Raw genomic sequence first — 15,411 nt, forward strand, 5'->3', positions numbered from 1 at the left:
TTAAGGGACGATTCCCAGATAAAGGAGGGGAGATTTGCACTTCTTCATTGCCGCCAAAATCCTGTTTGCGGGGGGCGTGAAAGCGCTTGGGGCGGCGTTCCCGAAACGCATCCTTTTGGGGCATTTCGTAGACAATAAATCGTAGACGGGTTTCTTAAACTCGCCTGGCACTGCATTGCCCTTCTAGTACCTGGTACCGAGTTGCTGCTAGCAGTTTAGGGAAAGGATGCTTTATTCAAGCCTTGTTTACGCTCCCTTTACGAGCTTGAAAAGGCTCCATAGCGTTCCACCCGCGGAAAGGGCGACGAGCAGGACCCCTGAAAGGACTTGGCCCTGCTCACTATGTCCAGGCGCAAAGAAGAGGCGGGGGTAGACAGCTAGGTGAAGCAGTTGAGCCGTTGGTTGGTCCTTCACTTGTTGGAAGTAGTCAACACTCACGCGCGTCGAATGCTCACTGCCGTTATACAGGAAGTGCAACTCGTAGCTGGTTTGCTTACTGAAGCGGGTTTTTGCCCCTCTGAGTAGGTCAACCGTCACTAAGTGGCCACTTTCTGCCACGGCAGCTTCTTCCAGCTTGTTGGGCAACACCAATGAGAACATTACTGTTAACACCAGGCACAGAAGGAAACTAAACCCATAGGGAACACGCTCGGACATAAGGCAAAGATGCATGCTGAGGGAGCATCAGACCTGAACTGTTCAGCCAAACGATGGTTCAAGTAGCCCCCGTCTTTGGATAGGGTCCGATAAGGGCCCGTTATCACACCATATCAAGTGTCAAACCGGTGCGAATAAAGTGATAATAACAGGCTTATTGCTGTCCGATACGTTAAATTATATAAACTTGTCCAGAAAATCGGCCGTCTACAATATATAAAAGGTAAGGTATCCATTCTCAAATTACCCGGAGCCTGAATCCTTCGCATGTAGTCAACCCAAACACAAAAAGCCGGCGCTAGCAAATCGCCGGCTTTTTGTATAATAGGCTGCCAATCGTAGCTCAATGATTAATAGGCGCTTCGATCAGTAAAAACCGTGTATCCGCCGCGCACACCAGACTAATGTGGTCGGTTTCCCAGATTCCCATGCTGTCCCGAGCCTGAAGGGTCTGACCGTCCAGCATAATACTGCCGCTGATGACGAACAGAAACAAGGCTTTATTCAGCGAGTTGAAAGTGTAGTCTACCGTTTGGGGCGCCTCGTAGTAGCCCAGGGAGAGTTTTGCGTTCTGGTTTATCCAGCAATGCGCCTGTCCTTCTTCGTTGCTGACAATGGTATTCAGCTGGTTTTTACGCTTCGCCTCCGGAAACTGCCGACGCTGGTAGCGGGGGGTAATATTCTGCAGCTTCGACTCAATCCAGATTTTCAGGAAGTTCACCTCGTCGTCGCCTACGTTGTGCTCCTCGTGGCGCATGCCGGGGCCGGCGCCAATATTCACGTAGCGCCACGGTCAGAAAAAGTGCGATAATAGCTGGCTGGCCAAAAACTGTCGGGGCAGGCTTACTTGGTAGTGGGCAGCACCAGCACGGGTATGGGGCTGCGGCGTAGGATCTGGGCGGTGATGCTGCGGTGAAAAAGCCCCCCAAGAAAGGTATGCGGCCGTGCCAGCATCACTATCAGCTGAGCCTTAAGCTCCGCCGCGGCGTGCAGGATGCCGGCGGCCGGCGCTTCTTTCCATACCTCGTACAGGCTAGCACTAGTGAGTTTGCCAAATAACCCCGTTCGCTGCACCGATGCCAGTTCCACTTTCGTCTGAGAGGGACCCTGTCCAGGAATTACGTGCACCACCGTGGTTGTAGGCTGTAACGCGTCGAATAGCTCGTCTAATGCCAGCGACGGCGCGCTCAGCCAGAAAGGGTGCGCATCAATGGCCACTACTAGTCGCTGCGGCAACTCCGTATCTTGCCAGCCTTCAGGCACCAGCAGCAGAGGATGGCGGGTATCCTGCAGAATGGGGAGTGCCCGGTTACCTACCAGTCGGTCCAGCAAATTATCGGGCTCTTCCCGCCCAAGTGCCAGCAGCAGCGGATGATGTTGCTGCACCACGTTGGCCAACGCCGAGCTTAGCACATCAACTACTACCTCCGTGTCGGCGGGTACGGGCAACGTGCTGGCCTGCTGCACCATGCTCGTTATAATCTCCTCCCGACTGGCCACCAGAATGGGTGCCGCCACCATCGATATTTCTGGCTCGAGCACCGGGTCCAGAAATACGTGCAGCAGCACCAGGCGCCCATCCAGGCGTTGGGCTAGTCGGGTCGTGTACGTTAACGCTGCCTCAGCAGAGCGGGACAAATCGGTCAGAACTACGAAAGTCGGTTGCATAGCCAATAGGGATGTTGGGGCGAAGAGGAGGGAGCAGAGCCGATGGCAGTGGCAAAGCGAAGCCAGAGGTAGAGACTCAGGCGATTTGCTATTGTAAACCAGGAGTCAGCTAATATCTAAATATCGTCAATTTATTCCGGCTGTAAAACGATGATCATCAACTGGATAAATGATTTATCATGTACCAGCATGATACCACTTACTGCTGTTGTAGCTCTCGCCTTCAGAGCCCCGCGCCACCCTCATACTGCTTCCTTATTCGAAGCTGCTGCGCCGCCATGCCCCCAAAAACGTCTATGGACTGGTACGCCAGAAACTGATTCCTTAAAAAAGCCCCCCAGCCACAAAGTTTAACTTACAATAGGCCAGCTACTTACCCTCAATGCCTGCTATGTGCTATTGGTAATGCGTGTGTTTTAACGAGATTATAATTTCCTGTTAATATCACTTTAATAAGAGCATTATTGTTTTGTAGTACTCCTGCTAGCTTGGTCTAGCAGCAAGCCACGAGCACCTTCCATGAAAAAATAGTAGTAGCGCGCGACACTCCTATTCCTACCCGTCGATTTTGGCCATACCTAGTAACGACGCTTTATGTTATTAAAGACTAAAATTCCGCTCACCTACGTCTTTGGGAAAATAAAGCAGGAAGTCCTGTTTGTATTCATCTACGCTACGCTAATCGCGATAGAAGATCGATTTTTTCATGTTATGTCGATCTCCCTGCCCCTGAGCGTTCCCATGGTGCTCGGCACGGTGCTCTCGCTGCTGCTGGCCTTCAAGTCGAACCAGGCCTACGACCGGTGGTGGGAGGCCCGCATTGTCTGGGGGGCAATTGTGAACGATTCGCGCTCTCTAATCCGTCAGGTGCTCTGCTTTACCGACGCGCCCTACGCCTCGGAGGAACTCCGTGCCTGGGTGGAGCGCTTCACGAACCGGCAGATTGCCTGGAGCTACGGCTTGGGCATGGCTCTGCGCAACAAGATGGACGTAGAGAAAATCCGCCGCTACCTTTCACCCGAGGAGCTTGCCTTCGTCCTCAAACACAATAACCTGCCCAACGCGCTGCTGGAGTTGCACGCCTGGGATCTGCGCTATGCCTTAAACGAGGGCTGGGTAAACAGCTACCAGCAAGTAGAGCTCGATAGAACCCTCACCCGCCTGACCGATTCTATGGGGAAGTGCGAGCGGATAAAAAATACCGTGTTTCCAGTTACTTACACGCTGTATATCCACTTTTCTCTGTTCTTTTTCGTGCTGCTGCTGCCCTTTGCTCTGCTCGAGATATTTGGCGTGCTGGAAGTATTAATGGTCGTAGCCATCTCGTCCTCTTTTTTTCTGATCGAAAAGATGGCCATTCACCTACAGGACCCCTTCGAAGGCAAGCCCACCGATACCCCCGTGACGGCAATTGCCCGCACGATTGAGGTGAACCTGAAGCAAATGATCGGTGATAAGAACTTACCGAAAGAAAATACGCCACTTGCCAATACGTATTACGTGATGTGAGGCGATGAACCACCAATGGTGCTGTCAGTCCTCTTTAGAATTAAGGGCTAGCTAGTGCTGACTTAAAGTGAACCGCTAACACTTTAGCAATACTAGCAAACGAAAAAGGCTCCTAGCATAATGCTAAGAGCCTTTTTGCGGTCCGGACGGGACTCGAACCCGCGACCTCCGCCGTGACAGGGCGGCATTCTAACCAACTGAACTACCGAACCAATTCCTTCGTGGGTGAACCATTTGTTTTCCCTTAAAGTGCTGCAAAGGTAGGAGGAGGTTTGAGACTGCACAACATAGGGGGCATTTTTTTGCAGAAAAAAAGCCATTCTGCCCGGTTGTGGCTGTTTTTCAGCGACATTGTTTTTTCTAAACCCAATTCAGAGCTGCTGATATAGCGGGTGGAGCGGTTTCGCTTACCTTTGCGAACTATGGATTGAGGCAGCTTTAGTTGGCCTCAGTTCCTCTTTTCGTTATCTGACGCCTATTTTACCCGGCAATGCTCCTCGATTTCGAACAACCAATAGCCGCCCTCGAAGGTAAGCTCCGCGAAATGCAACAGTTGGCGCTTGACAGCCAAGTAGATGTATCGGAGGCCGTCGCGGCACTGGAGGCCAAGATTAAGGCCCTCAAAAAGGAAACGTACGCCAACCTCACTCGCTGGCAGCGCGTGCAGCTCTCCCGCCACCCCAACCGCCCCTATACCCTCGACTATATTGAAGGTATGGCCAGCAAGTTCATCGAGCTGCACGGCGACCGCACCGTGGCCGACGACAAGGCAATGGTAGGTGGTTTTGCTGACCTGGATGGACGCTCGGTAATGTTTATTGGTCAGCAAAAGGGCCGCAACACCAAGCAGCGGCAGTTTCGCAACTTCGGTATGCCCAACCCCGAAGGCTACCGCAAGGCCTTGCGCCTGATGAAGCTGGCCGAGAAGTTTAACAAGCCTATCGTCACGCTCATTGATACACCCGGCGCGTTCCCGGGCCTTGAGGCTGAGGAGCGGGGGCAAGGTGAAGCAATTGCCCGAAACCTGAAGGAGATGTTTCTGCTGAAGGTGCCTGTGATCTGTGTCATTATTGGCGAAGGTGCCTCGGGCGGGGCGCTCGGTATTGCCATCGGCGACCGGGTGCTGATGCTGGAAAATACCTGGTACTCTGTTATTTCCCCCGAATCGTGCTCCAGTATTCTGTGGCGTAGCTGGGACTATAAGGAGCAGGCCGCCGAAGCTCTTAAGCTCACGGCTACCGATATGATGCAGGCTAAACTGGTGGATGGCATTGTGAAAGAGCCCCTGGGGGGTGCCCATACCAATTTGCCCAAAATGATTGATACGCTAAAGAAGACGCTTATCAAAACTATCGATGAGCTAAGTGCCATGCCAACGGAAGAGCGCATTAGTCAGCGTATTGATAAGTTTTCGGCCATGGGCGTTGTGGCTGAATAGCGTAAGTCATCTTGCCTGGAAATGGCTTTTGGTGTGTCCAACTAGTGTAGAGCGTAGCGTATGAACCTTCATACTATTGATACTGGCCTGTTTAAGCTTGACGGCGGCGCTATGTTTGGCGTCGTGCCCAAAAGCATGTGGCAGAAGCTGAATCCGCCCGATGCCAACAACATGTGCACCTGGGCCATGCGCAGCTTGCTGATTGAAGATGGCAACCGCCTCATTCTTATCGACAATGGCATGGGCAACAAGCAGGATGAGAAGTTCCGGTCGCATTTTTATCCGCACGGCGATGATACCCTGGAAAACTCGTTGCGTCAGCGGGGCTTCACGGCCGCCGACATTACCGACGTATTCCTGACTCATCTGCACTTTGACCACTGTGGCGGCTCGGTGTTGCGCACGCCGGAGGGCAAGTTGGAGGTGGCTTTTCCCAATGCCACCTATTGGTCCAACGAAGCGCACTGGGACTGGGCCGTGACGCCTAATGCGCGGGAAAAGGCCAGCTTTCTCAAGGAAAATATTCTGCCGATTCAGGAAAGCGGGCACCTGAAGTTTCTTGCGCCAGGCGCGGCTTCGTCGCTGCCGCAGTTTCGGGAAATCATCTTTGCCGACGGCCACACGGAGAAGATGATGGTGCCAGTGTTGGACTATAAAGGCCGGACGCTGGCGTTTATGGCCGATTTGCTGCCCTCAGCGGGGCATGTTCCGCTGCCCTACGTAATGGGCTACGACATGCGCCCTTTGGTGACGTTGAGCGAAAAAGAAGCTGTGCTAAACCGCGCCGCTGCCGAAAATTGGGTGCTTCTGCTACAACATGACCCTACTATCGCAGCTTGCACCGTGCAGGCCACCGATAGAGGCGTGCGTCTGGCGGAAACGCTACGTGTAGAAGATCTCTAAACCTAAGCTCGCGGATACACCACATGCGGGAAATAGGCTTAGCGTTATCGGGAGGCGGGGCGCGCGGTATTGCCCATCTGGGGGTGCTGGCGGCGCTGGACGAGCTGCAAATTCCGATTGCACGCTTGGTTGGGGTTAGCTCAGGAGCTATCGTGGGGGCCCTTTACGCGGCTGGCTTCAAGCCGGCGGAGGTGCTGCGCCTGTTCACGGCCATGCCAATCAGCCGACTGCTGCGGCCCGCCTTTAGTCGGTATGGGCTGATGAACCTGGACTCGGTGCAGCAGCTACTGGAGGAGCACCTGGGGGGAAATTTTACCTTCGCTGATTTGCAGCTCCCCCTTACCTTGGTAGCTACTGATTTGGTAGAGGGCGTGTCGGTGTACTTTTCCGAGGGGCCACTGCTGCCGCCCTTGCTGGGGTCGTCGGCGGTGCCGGTGCTCTATCGGCCCGTGGCCTACCAGGGCCGGCAGCTGGTCGATGGGGGCCTGCTCAACAATCTGCCCGTGGAGCCGCTGCTGGATCAGGATATCATCGTAGTAGGCGTGCATTGCAACCCCGTGAATCCGGCGGCGCGTATCACCACGTTTCGCAGCTTGGTCGAGCGCACTCTGCTGCTGGGCATCAACGCCAATACGCCCGCCCGCCGCCTGCGCTGCGACTTACTTATTGAGCCGCCCGAGCTGCGCAACTTCCGCACACTCAGCTACCGCCGGGCCACCGAGCTCTACGATATCGGCTACCGCTACACCCTGAGTCTGGCCCCGCAGCTGCACGCATTGCGATAGCTAGCGACATTGCTCCAAAATTGCCTAGTTTTAACCCTGGGGGCATTTTCTCGTTGGTCCACCAAAAAATCTTTATGCCAAGAGCCTCTACTACGCCTTTCTTCTGGTACTACTTCTCTAAATTCTGGTTTTGGATAACCGGCTGGAAGCTGGTTTCGCGGGTGCCACCGGGCATTCCCAAGTCCATTATGATTGCCGCCCCGCACACCAGCAACTGGGATTTAATTTACGCGCGCGGCTCTTTTTTTCTGATGAACGCGCCTATCCGTTTCACTGTCAAGAAGGAGTGGGTAGATAACCCCGTGGTCGGCTGGTTGATACGCTCGTTAGGCGCGCTGGCCGTGGACCGCAGCCGCAACAACAGCTTAGTGGAGGGCATGGTACAACTCTTCCAAGAGCGCGAGGAGTTGGTTATTATGATCACTCCCGAAGGTACTCGCCAGTACCAGCCCAGGTGGCGCAAAGGCTTTTACCACGCGGCCCTCGGAGCCAACGTGCCTATTCTGCTGGGGTTTCTGGACTACAAAAACAAAGAATCCGGTGTGGGTGGCCCCATCTATCCTACTGGGGATTACGAGACCGACTTAGAGCAGATCCAAGCGTTTTATCGAACCAAAACCGGTAAATTCCCGGAGAAAGGCGTGCGCTGATAGCTGCTTTCCCTGCTCTTTATAAAGAAAAATACGACTAGCTTCTCCACCATCTACGCGCCCATCTTTTATGGATAAGATTCAAACGCTCCTTATCATCTTATTGGGCCTAGGCGTTTTTGTGTGGCGCATGGTGCAGAAAGCCCGCGAAATGGCGGCCAGCGAATCGCGTGAGCGGCCCGCGCTGCCCAAGGCTCCCGGCTTACCGACTACCTCGTTTCAGGACTTGCTGGAGCAGATGAAGTCGCAGAATAAAGCGGGCAATCAACCCCAGCCCACTGCCGCCAGCCGCCCCACGACCCCCGCCGGTCGTCCGCTGCCCCGCGAACAGGCCCCCGTGCCACGGAGCCTGGAGCGTACGCAGGTGGAGCCCCGATCTTTAGAAACAATTCCACCCGTTCGCTCCATGGAAGCACCTATACGCCTGCCGCGTATGGCGGCTAGCTTGCCCCGCACGACTGCTTTGCCGGCCCGCGAAGATTACTGGACGCGCCAGGCCGCCCACAGCCCCGATGAGGCTCGTCAGAATGCTCGCCGCCGCGTGCAGGCCATGTTGCGCAATCCCGCTGATTTGCGGGCCGCCTTTGTCCTTAGCGAGATTCTTAAACCGAAATACGAGTAGTTTAAAATTGGCTAATCACCTCTGGGGGGCAAAAAGTAGCCGAGGCCGCTGAAATCCGAAGTTTCGGCTCAGCGGCCTCGGCTGCTTTTTTATGCAAACTTTTGAACAACAGTGACCTGTGGAGTACCAGCAGAAGCACGGTGCTTTGTTAGTCCTGCGTTAGCGCATACGCCACCAGGTTGGCGCCCATGCGCAGAGCCGCTTCGTGCGTGGCTGGTGGGTCTTCGTAGGTGCCTGCATCTTCCCAGCCGTTGCCCAGGTCGCACTCAAAAGTATAAAAGCATACCAGCCGACCTTTGTAAAGCAAGCCAAAGCCTTGAGGGCGCTTGCCTTCATGCTCGTGTACTTTCGGCAGGCCCTTAGGGAAGTCGAATTTCTGGTGGTAGATAGGGTGGGAGAAAGGCAGCTCGACGAATTCCAGCTCCGGAAATACCTTCTTCATCTCAGGGCGGATGAACTTGTCGAGGCCGTAATTATCATCAATGTGCAGGAAGCCGCCGCCCGCGAGGTAGCGCCGCAGGTTCTTGGCTTCGGCATCAGTAAAGACGACGTTGCCGTGACCAGTCATGTGCACGAATGGGTAGGTAAACAGCTCCGGGTTATCCAGCTCCACGACGGCCTCATCGGGCGCGATGTTGGTTTTCAGGGTCTGGTTGCAGAACTGAATCAGGTTGGGCAGGCTCGTTTTGTTGGCGTACCAGTCGCCCCCGCCGCCGTAGTGCAGCTTGGCAATGCGGAAGCTGGGCGCCACAGGTGCAGCCGCTGTTGTGAGAAGCAGCAGGAAGGCTAAAAGGACGTTTTTGAGCATAGGAGGTGGCGGCGGGTTGTAGCCGCTTACTCTACAAAGTAACGGCTAAGCGGGAAAGTTCGATGTATAAGCAGCCGTCCACATCATCCGCTTTAGTCAAAAATGGTATATTCATCCTAATCAATACTGATTTCACCACTGCCGAAGCCTAGCGCAGTTACGGTAAGCAGGCTGATTCGGTATGCTTGCCGCAACTCCACCGCCGCGAGTTGCGGCAATACAGATGTTATGGGTAAGCTTAGATAGACCCTACAATTATGACAGCGGACGAATTTGCAAAAGCTTTTTATATAGAACGGCAATCAATTATTGACACATACTTTAATGCAGACAGTAAGACAGACGTTTCCCTTTTAATACAGCAACTCAATCTCGACGACAAGGGAAAAGAACGACTGCGACAAATTCTTAACTCTGCGTTACGGGACGCTTTTTATGAAATTTTGTTAGGACTTGACGGTGAAGCAAGCATCGGTGGAAAGCAATTAATGTACAAGTTATTTGACGAGGACAACAACGAATTAACTGGTGGCGAAATTGAAGGATTTGCGTACGAATATTTTCATAACAATAAACTTCAGGTTGATAAAGGCGAAGCTGACTTTATTGCTTCTTTGACTTACTTGACAACAGAACAAGGTAGGCGACAAACTCCTGCTTTTTCAGGTTATCGACCACAGGTAAAGTTTGAATTTGCTGAAATGCAAACTTCTGGACAGCAAACATTCATAGACAGAAAAATTGTTTATCTAGGAGACACAGTAGAAGCTGAAATTAAAATCATTTCAGTTGACTACTTCGCAGGACAATTAAAAGACGAGATGAAATTTGACTTTAGAGAAGGTTCAAAAATTATTGGAACTGGACAAATTAAGCACATTTTAAACGACAAGCTTCGACAGGCTTCGACAAGCCAGCTGGTAACAAACGGTTTGCTGCTATGCTGGCTGACCTAATAACAATCGGCTACAAATCACTATCAGCCTCAGTTTCGGCTGGACGTTCAATTTTCAGCTTTTATAGCAGTTACGTGAACCATACGGCCGTTTTGTGCGGGTTGCCCCTCAACTGGCGCGAGCTTGTCGCATGTGACCAGCCATAAGGTAAGGCAGAGGTTGTACCTCTACTGCCGCGTGAGCGGCAATCTGTGACCGCACCGCTTGTCAATTCGTTTTACTTGGTTCGTTCTGATTGGGGAGGCGCAGCCTCCCAGCATAGCTGGTCACGAGCTACAAGCTCGCGCCAGTAGGAGGTCAGCCGCAAAATTATTATCGGCAAAAATTCGCAATAAACACCGCCGCCAACGCTGCCGTTTCCGTGCGCAGCCGCGATTCGCCGAGTGTCACGGGCTGAATGCCCCGCGCTAACGCCGTTTGAATTTCGGCGGGCGTAAAGTCGCCTTCCGGGCCGATGAGGATGCAGCAATTTGCCCCCCGCGCGGCTACCTGCGCCAGTGCGATTCGTTCGCCTGCAGCCAGGTGAGCAATAAAGGTAGTTTCCGGCGCTACTCCTTCAAGAAAAGCGGCAAAATCGGTCATCTCATCCAACTGCGGCAGCCACGCCTGCCCCGACTGTTTTAGGGCGCTGACCGCAATTTTCTCCAAGCGGTCCAGTTTCAGCTCACGGCGCTCGGAGCGGGCGCAGCGCAGGAAGGTGAGGCGGTCAATGCCTATTTCGGTGGCTTTTTCGACTAGCCACTCCATGCGGTCGAGGTTTTTGGTGGGCGCTACGGCTACGTGCACGGCGTAGGCGCGGCGGGGTACGCGCTGCTCACTGGTTACACGCAGGAGGCAGCGCTTGGGGTTGGCTTCGGCTACTTCCGCCTGAAAAATGCCCCCCACGCCGTCTACTAGCTCCACAGTGTCGCCGGCTGTAAGGCGCAACACGCGAACGGCGTGCTTGCTTTCATCTTCGGGAAGCAGGTAAGTCGCCGTGGTAAGTTCGGGCGCGTAAAAGGTGTGCGGCATGCAGCAAATATATGCTTACCTGAAATGAGAAACCCCACTGACCGGGGTCAGCAGGGTTCATAAACTGTCATTCCAACCACAAGGAGGAGAGTTGGAGTCAAGTCAGCAGAACGCAATAACTCAGATTCCTCACTTCGTTGGGAATGACAAGGACGCTTTATCTGAACGCCTTATTGAGCACTCCGGCCAGCCGTACCCCGGCCTCAATAATACGCTGCCGCATCAGGTCGGCGTGGGCTGGGTAGTAGCGGTAATCGATGTCGGTGTTGGTAGGGGTTTCCTGGTAAATCTGGTTGCTGGCCTGATACGATTCCCAAAGCCACTCTTCGGGCGGTGTGGCCTGAAGCTTGCGAATTACGCTGCCGCGCAGCCTTGCGTCATAGGCAGTGGCCATTTCAGTGTAAGTCAGGCCCTGGTAGTCAAGCAGACCACTATCCCAGAGGCTGTGCAGGTTGGTGTCACGGCCCCGAAATTTCACCTTGATGTCGTTGCCGCCTTTGTCCTCGGCGTGGCCCGCGTGGAGCGGCTGGTGCACATCACCCACCAGATGCACGACGAACTTGAGCGCTGCCACTCGTTCTGCCTGGGTTTTGCTGCCATCCTTCAGAATGGCCAACTGCGCTAGCATCGCGTTGTAGGCGTTCGGGTCGGTTTGGGCTTTGAGCTGCTGCACGTACTGCTCATGATTGAGACCGGAAGGCGTGTTCACGTAGTGCCAGGGGCCAGTTTCTTTAAACTGCGGATCGGAACGAATTTCGTCGGGCCAAGTGCTGACCATGGTCACCGTTTCGGTGCGCAACAGCTGTTGAACTTCGCGCCTGGCACGGCGGGAGAGGTGTTGTTCGGCAATTTTGCCTACGGCCCGGTGCCCATCGACACCCCAGGCCCACAGGCTGAGCGGAGTGAGGAGAAGCAGGAGCAGCGGCAGGAAACGCTTACGCATGACAAGTGAAATAGGAAGGTTGAATCAAAGAGTAAAACTAGCAGTTTTGGAGGGAATGCGACAAAAAAGCCCCCCAGTCAGTCGTCTGGGGGGCTTTCTATAAACCAAATCTCTCCACTTTAGACGCCGGCCGCAACAGCTGCTTTGGGCGCGCCTGCCAGAATCTCTTCGTTAGCGAAATCCGCGTATTTCTTAAAGTTGCTCACAAACTTCTCCGCTAGCGAGGCGGCGGTTTTATCATACGCTTCCTTATCGGCCCAGGTGTTGCGCGGGTCCAGAATATCGGCCGGAACGTTAGGCACGGTAGCCGGCACTTCCACGCCGAAGACGGGATGCTTAGTGAACTCAACGTCGTTCAGGTCGCCATTGAGGGCGGCCGTAATCATGGCGCGGGTGTAGCTCAGCTTCATGCGCGAGCCCGTGCCGTAGCTGCCGCCGGTCCAGCCCGTATTGATAAGCCACACGTTTACATCGGGATTCTCGTCCATTTTCTGGCCCAGCATCTCGGCGTACTTCGTGGGGTGCAAGGGCAGGAATACTGCCCCGAAGCAGGCCGAAAATGTAGTCTGTGGCTCTGTGATGCCCATTTCAGTACCCGCTACTTTGGCCGTGTAGCCCGACATAAAGTGGTACATGGTATGGCTCTTATCCAGCTTGCTGATGGGGGGCAAAACCCCGAACGCATCGGCCGTCAGGAAGAAGATATTCTTGGGCGCGTCTGCCACCGAGGGCTCAATGGCGTTGTCGATAAAATTGATGGGATAAGCCGTACGCGTGTTCTCCGTTACCGACTTATTGGCGTAATCCACGGTGTGGGTGCCGGGCACGAAGCGCGTGTTCTCGACAATAGAGCCGAACTTAATAGCATCCCAGATTTGTGGCTCTTTCTCCCGGCTCAGATCAATGACTTTCGCGTAGCAGCCGCCTTCGAAGTTAAAGATGCCCGCGTTGGACGTCCAGCCGTGCTCGTCGTCGCCGATTAGGCCGCGGTTGGGGTCGGCGGAGAGCGTAGTTTTGCCCGTGCCTGAGAGGCCGAAGAAAATGGCTGCGTCGCCGGCTTCGCCCACGTTAGCGGAGCAGTGCATGGGCAGCGTGTTCCGCTCGTGGGGCAACAGGTAATTGAGTACGCCGAAAATGCCTTTCTTCATCTCGCCAGCGTAGCCGGTGCCACCGATGAGAATCATTTTCTTGGTGAAGTTCAGAATGGCAAAGTTGGGCTGGCGAGTGCCGTCTACTGCCGGGTCGGCCTCGAAGCCGGGGGCACAGATGATGCTGAAGTCGGGCGTCCAGGTGGTGTCTTCGCCATCGGCGGGGCGCAGGAACATGTTGTAGCAGAAGAGATTGTGCCAGGCCAGCTCATTGACTACACGTAGCTTCAGACGATAGTCGGGGTTAGCACCGGCAAAAGCTTCGCGCACGTAGATTTCTTTATCGGCCAAGTAGTCAACCATCTTCTCCTGAAGCTGGTCAAACTTAGCGGCGTCGAAGGGAATGTTGATGTCGCCCCACCACACACTATCCTGCGTGTTTGCGTCCTTTACTACAAAGCGATCCTTGGGCGAGCGGCCCGTGAACTTGCCCGTATCGGCCATGAGCGCCCCATTATCGGTGAGGGTACCCTCACTGCGGCGTAGGGCTTCCTCCACCAGTTCAGCGGGAGTAAGGTTAAGATGTACCTTGGTAGCCTGGGTGAATCCCAGGGGTTGAAGGCGATTAAGAGCGTGGGTGGCAGTGTCCATCATAAGCCGATAAACAATAAATGGGGTGGGTGGGAAATGGGAATTCTTGGGGCAAAAGTAGTCAAAAAACCGAGTCAGATACGGCTGAGTTAACTTTGATTAAGAGCGCAGCGAAAATTCGCTATCCTATATTTTAAGTAATACTAGCTTGGGGAGCAAAAGTTGGCAGTTGCGAAACTTTTGTAGCTTTACCAACCCCCGCCCTTGGTTTTAGGTCGGTTTCCTTTCCACCTCCATCTTACCTCTCTCTTACATGCAATCAGCCTCCGTCGTGCCCGATCAGCCACCGGTTGCCGCGCAGCAAGGACACCCCAAAGCCCTCTACCTGCTCTTCTTTACTGAAATGTGGGAACGGTTTAGCTACTACGGTATGCGGGGCCTGCTCACGTTGTACCTGACCAAAACTATCCTTGCCGGTGGTTTGGAGGTGCCCGCCGCGACGGCTACGCTTATATACGGTTACTTCACTGGTTTCGTGTATTTTACTCCCATTATTGGGGGCTGGATTGCCGACCGATTCATCGGGCAGCGCCGCGCTATCCTTATTGGCGGCACGCTCATGGCGTTGGGTCAATTTTCCTTGTTCTCAACTACTCCCGGTAGTCCGGCCGTAGCATTTGGCCTGCCGCTGACTACCTGCCTGGGCCTGCTGCTACTTATTATTGGTAATGGCTTCTTTAAGCCTAATATCTCAACGCTGGTAGGCCAACTCTACGAGCAAGGCGACCCCCGCCGCGACTCGGCCTTCACCATTTTTTACATGGGAATCAACATCGGTGCCTTCCTCGCGCCGCTGGTGTGCGGTTATTTTGCCGAAGATTTATTTGCCACCAAGACCGTCGTGAATGGCGTGGAGCAGGTAAGCAACTACGGATTTCGTTACGGCTTCCTAGCCGCTGGCCTGGGTATGGTGCTGGGCCAGATCATCTTTAACCTGTTTGCCCCCCGCCTGCTCGGCCCTATCGGCTTGGCTCCGGTGAAGGTGGTGAAGGACGTAAATGCGCCGAAAGAAACCCTGTCGAAAGAAGAAACCGACCGCATGGCGGTGATTTTCATTATCACGCTGTTTGTGGTATTCTTCTGGGCGGGCTTCGAGCAGGCCGGTAGCTCCCTTACTTTGTACACGGACAGCTACATCGACCGTGAGGTATTCGGCTACCTGATTCCTACTTCCTGGTTCCAATCGGTAAACCCGCTGTTTATCGTGGCCTTAGCGCCTATTGTGGCCAGCATCTGGCTGAGCCTGGGCCGCAAGGGCAAGGACCTGAGCATCCCCGTAAAAATGGGTTTAGGCATGGTGCTGCTGGGTTTCGGCTTCTTGTTTATGGTAGGCGCTGTACTGGAGCGCGGCGGCGACGTGAGCGATACAACGGTAAAAGCGAGCATTCTATGGTTGCTGGCCACTTACTTCTTCCATACCATCGGTGAGCTATGCTTGTCGCCTATCGGTCTTTCCATGGTAACGCGCTTAGCCCCAATCAGCTACACCTCAGCGCTTATGGGCGTGTGGTTCCTGGCTCCCTTCGTCGCGCAGATTGCGGGTGGCTACATTGCTGCTTATGTGGAAGAGCTTGGTGCTTTGAAAGTATTCGGCCTCATCGCGGGCTTCGTTATTCTGGCTGGCTTGATTCTGATTGCCATTGCCAAAAAGCTGTTCCACATGATGCACGGCCGCGGAAATTAGTTTCCTCATGTAAAAAAGCCCCCAGCCATGTGGCTGGG

General features: G+C 54.1%; 15 protein-coding genes and 1 tRNA gene. 8 read left to right on the forward strand and 8 right to left on the reverse strand.

Annotated features, from left to right (window positions below):
• Positions 1 to 246 precede the first annotated feature (246 nt).
• From B9A24_RS16025 to B9A24_RS16035, 3 genes are all read right to left on the reverse strand, one after another.
• On the reverse strand, positions 247 to 657 hold the full coding sequence (locus tag B9A24_RS16025; RefSeq protein ID WP_084447031.1) for a hypothetical protein: 411 nt from the start codon (positions 655 to 657) through the stop codon (positions 247 to 249).
• A gap of 343 nt (positions 658 to 1,000) precedes the next feature.
• Entirely contained in the window at positions 1,001 to 1,438 is a 438-nt protein-coding gene (locus B9A24_RS16030) for a pirin family protein (protein ID WP_084447032.1), read from the reverse strand.
• Between the two features lie 62 nt (positions 1,439 to 1,500).
• Positions 1,501 to 2,325, reverse strand: a complete 825-nt coding sequence (locus tag B9A24_RS16035) for a universal stress protein (protein WP_084447033.1) — start codon at positions 2,323 to 2,325, stop codon at positions 1,501 to 1,503.
• A gap of 594 nt (positions 2,326 to 2,919) precedes the next feature.
• Here B9A24_RS16035 and B9A24_RS16040 point away from each other — a divergent pair.
• The gene (locus tag B9A24_RS16040) at positions 2,920 to 3,834 is read left to right on the forward strand and encodes a bestrophin family protein (RefSeq protein WP_084447034.1); all 915 of its coding nucleotides are present in this window, start codon (positions 2,920 to 2,922) and stop codon (positions 3,832 to 3,834) included.
• Between the two features lie 138 nt (positions 3,835 to 3,972).
• Here the strand turns inward: B9A24_RS16040 and B9A24_RS16045 are convergent.
• Positions 3,973 to 4,046, reverse strand: a tRNA-Asp gene (locus B9A24_RS16045).
• Positions 4,047 to 4,324: 278 nt separating this feature from the next.
• Between B9A24_RS16045 and B9A24_RS16050 the strand changes: the two genes are divergently transcribed.
• The 5 genes from B9A24_RS16050 to B9A24_RS16070 all read left to right on the forward strand — a co-directional run bounded on the left by B9A24_RS16050 (position 4,325) and on the right by B9A24_RS16070 (position 8,232).
• Entirely contained in the window at positions 4,325 to 5,272 is a 948-nt protein-coding gene (locus B9A24_RS16050) for an acetyl-CoA carboxylase carboxyltransferase subunit alpha (RefSeq protein WP_084447035.1), read from the forward strand.
• 60 nt (positions 5,273 to 5,332) lie between these two features.
• Complete coding sequence (locus B9A24_RS16055) at positions 5,333 to 6,175, forward strand: MBL fold metallo-hydrolase (RefSeq protein ID WP_084447036.1); 843 nt, start codon at positions 5,333 to 5,335, stop codon at positions 6,173 to 6,175.
• Between the two features lie 23 nt (positions 6,176 to 6,198).
• The gene (locus B9A24_RS16060; protein ID WP_084447037.1) at positions 6,199 to 6,960 is read left to right on the forward strand and encodes a patatin-like phospholipase family protein; all 762 of its coding nucleotides are present in this window, start codon (positions 6,199 to 6,201) and stop codon (positions 6,958 to 6,960) included.
• A 74-nt stretch (positions 6,961 to 7,034) separates the two neighbouring features.
• Complete coding sequence (locus tag B9A24_RS16065; protein ID WP_084447038.1) at positions 7,035 to 7,610, forward strand: 1-acyl-sn-glycerol-3-phosphate acyltransferase; 576 nt, start codon at positions 7,035 to 7,037, stop codon at positions 7,608 to 7,610.
• Positions 7,611 to 7,680: 70 nt separating this feature from the next.
• Positions 7,681 to 8,232, forward strand: coding sequence for a hypothetical protein (locus tag B9A24_RS16070; protein WP_084447039.1), 552 nt, complete (start codon positions 7,681 to 7,683; stop codon positions 8,230 to 8,232).
• A gap of 148 nt (positions 8,233 to 8,380) precedes the next feature.
• Here the strand turns inward: B9A24_RS16070 and B9A24_RS16075 are convergent, their stop codons facing one another.
• A complete protein-coding gene (locus B9A24_RS16075; RefSeq protein ID WP_084447040.1) occupies positions 8,381 to 9,040 on the reverse strand; it encodes a DUF4159 domain-containing protein in 660 nt (219 codons plus the stop codon).
• A gap of 257 nt (positions 9,041 to 9,297) precedes the next feature.
• Here B9A24_RS16075 and B9A24_RS22390 point away from each other — a divergent pair, with 257 nt between their 5' ends.
• Positions 9,298 to 9,996, forward strand: coding sequence for an EF-Tu C-terminal domain-related protein (locus B9A24_RS22390; protein ID WP_200813946.1), 699 nt, complete (start codon positions 9,298 to 9,300; stop codon positions 9,994 to 9,996).
• 312 nt (positions 9,997 to 10,308) lie between these two features.
• Here B9A24_RS22390 and B9A24_RS16085 read toward each other — a convergent pair whose 3' ends face one another.
• From B9A24_RS16085 to pckA, 3 genes are all read right to left on the reverse strand, one after another.
• Complete coding sequence (locus tag B9A24_RS16085; RefSeq protein WP_084447041.1) at positions 10,309 to 11,007, reverse strand: 16S rRNA (uracil(1498)-N(3))-methyltransferase; 699 nt, start codon at positions 11,005 to 11,007, stop codon at positions 10,309 to 10,311.
• A gap of 157 nt (positions 11,008 to 11,164) precedes the next feature.
• On the reverse strand, positions 11,165 to 11,950 hold the full coding sequence (locus B9A24_RS16090) for a S1/P1 nuclease (protein ID WP_084447042.1): 786 nt from the start codon (positions 11,948 to 11,950) through the stop codon (positions 11,165 to 11,167).
• 119 nt (positions 11,951 to 12,069) lie between these two features.
• Positions 12,070 to 13,692 carry a phosphoenolpyruvate carboxykinase (ATP) gene (gene pckA, locus B9A24_RS16095; RefSeq protein ID WP_084447043.1) on the reverse strand — a complete coding sequence of 541 codons (1,623 nt, stop codon included), beginning with the start codon at positions 13,690 to 13,692 and terminating at the stop codon, positions 12,070 to 12,072.
• A gap of 250 nt (positions 13,693 to 13,942) precedes the next feature.
• Here pckA and B9A24_RS16100 point away from each other — a divergent pair, with 250 nt between their 5' ends.
• Positions 13,943 to 15,373: a peptide MFS transporter gene (locus B9A24_RS16100; RefSeq protein WP_084447044.1), complete on the forward strand. Its 1,431-nt coding sequence runs from the start codon at positions 13,943 to 13,945 to the stop codon at positions 15,371 to 15,373.
• The last annotated feature ends 38 nt before the right edge of the window (positions 15,374 to 15,411 follow it).

The organism is Hymenobacter roseosalivarius DSM 11622, from assembly GCF_900176135.1.
In the GTDB taxonomy this organism is placed as follows: Bacteria; Bacteroidota; Bacteroidia; order Cytophagales; family Hymenobacteraceae; genus Hymenobacter; species Hymenobacter roseosalivarius.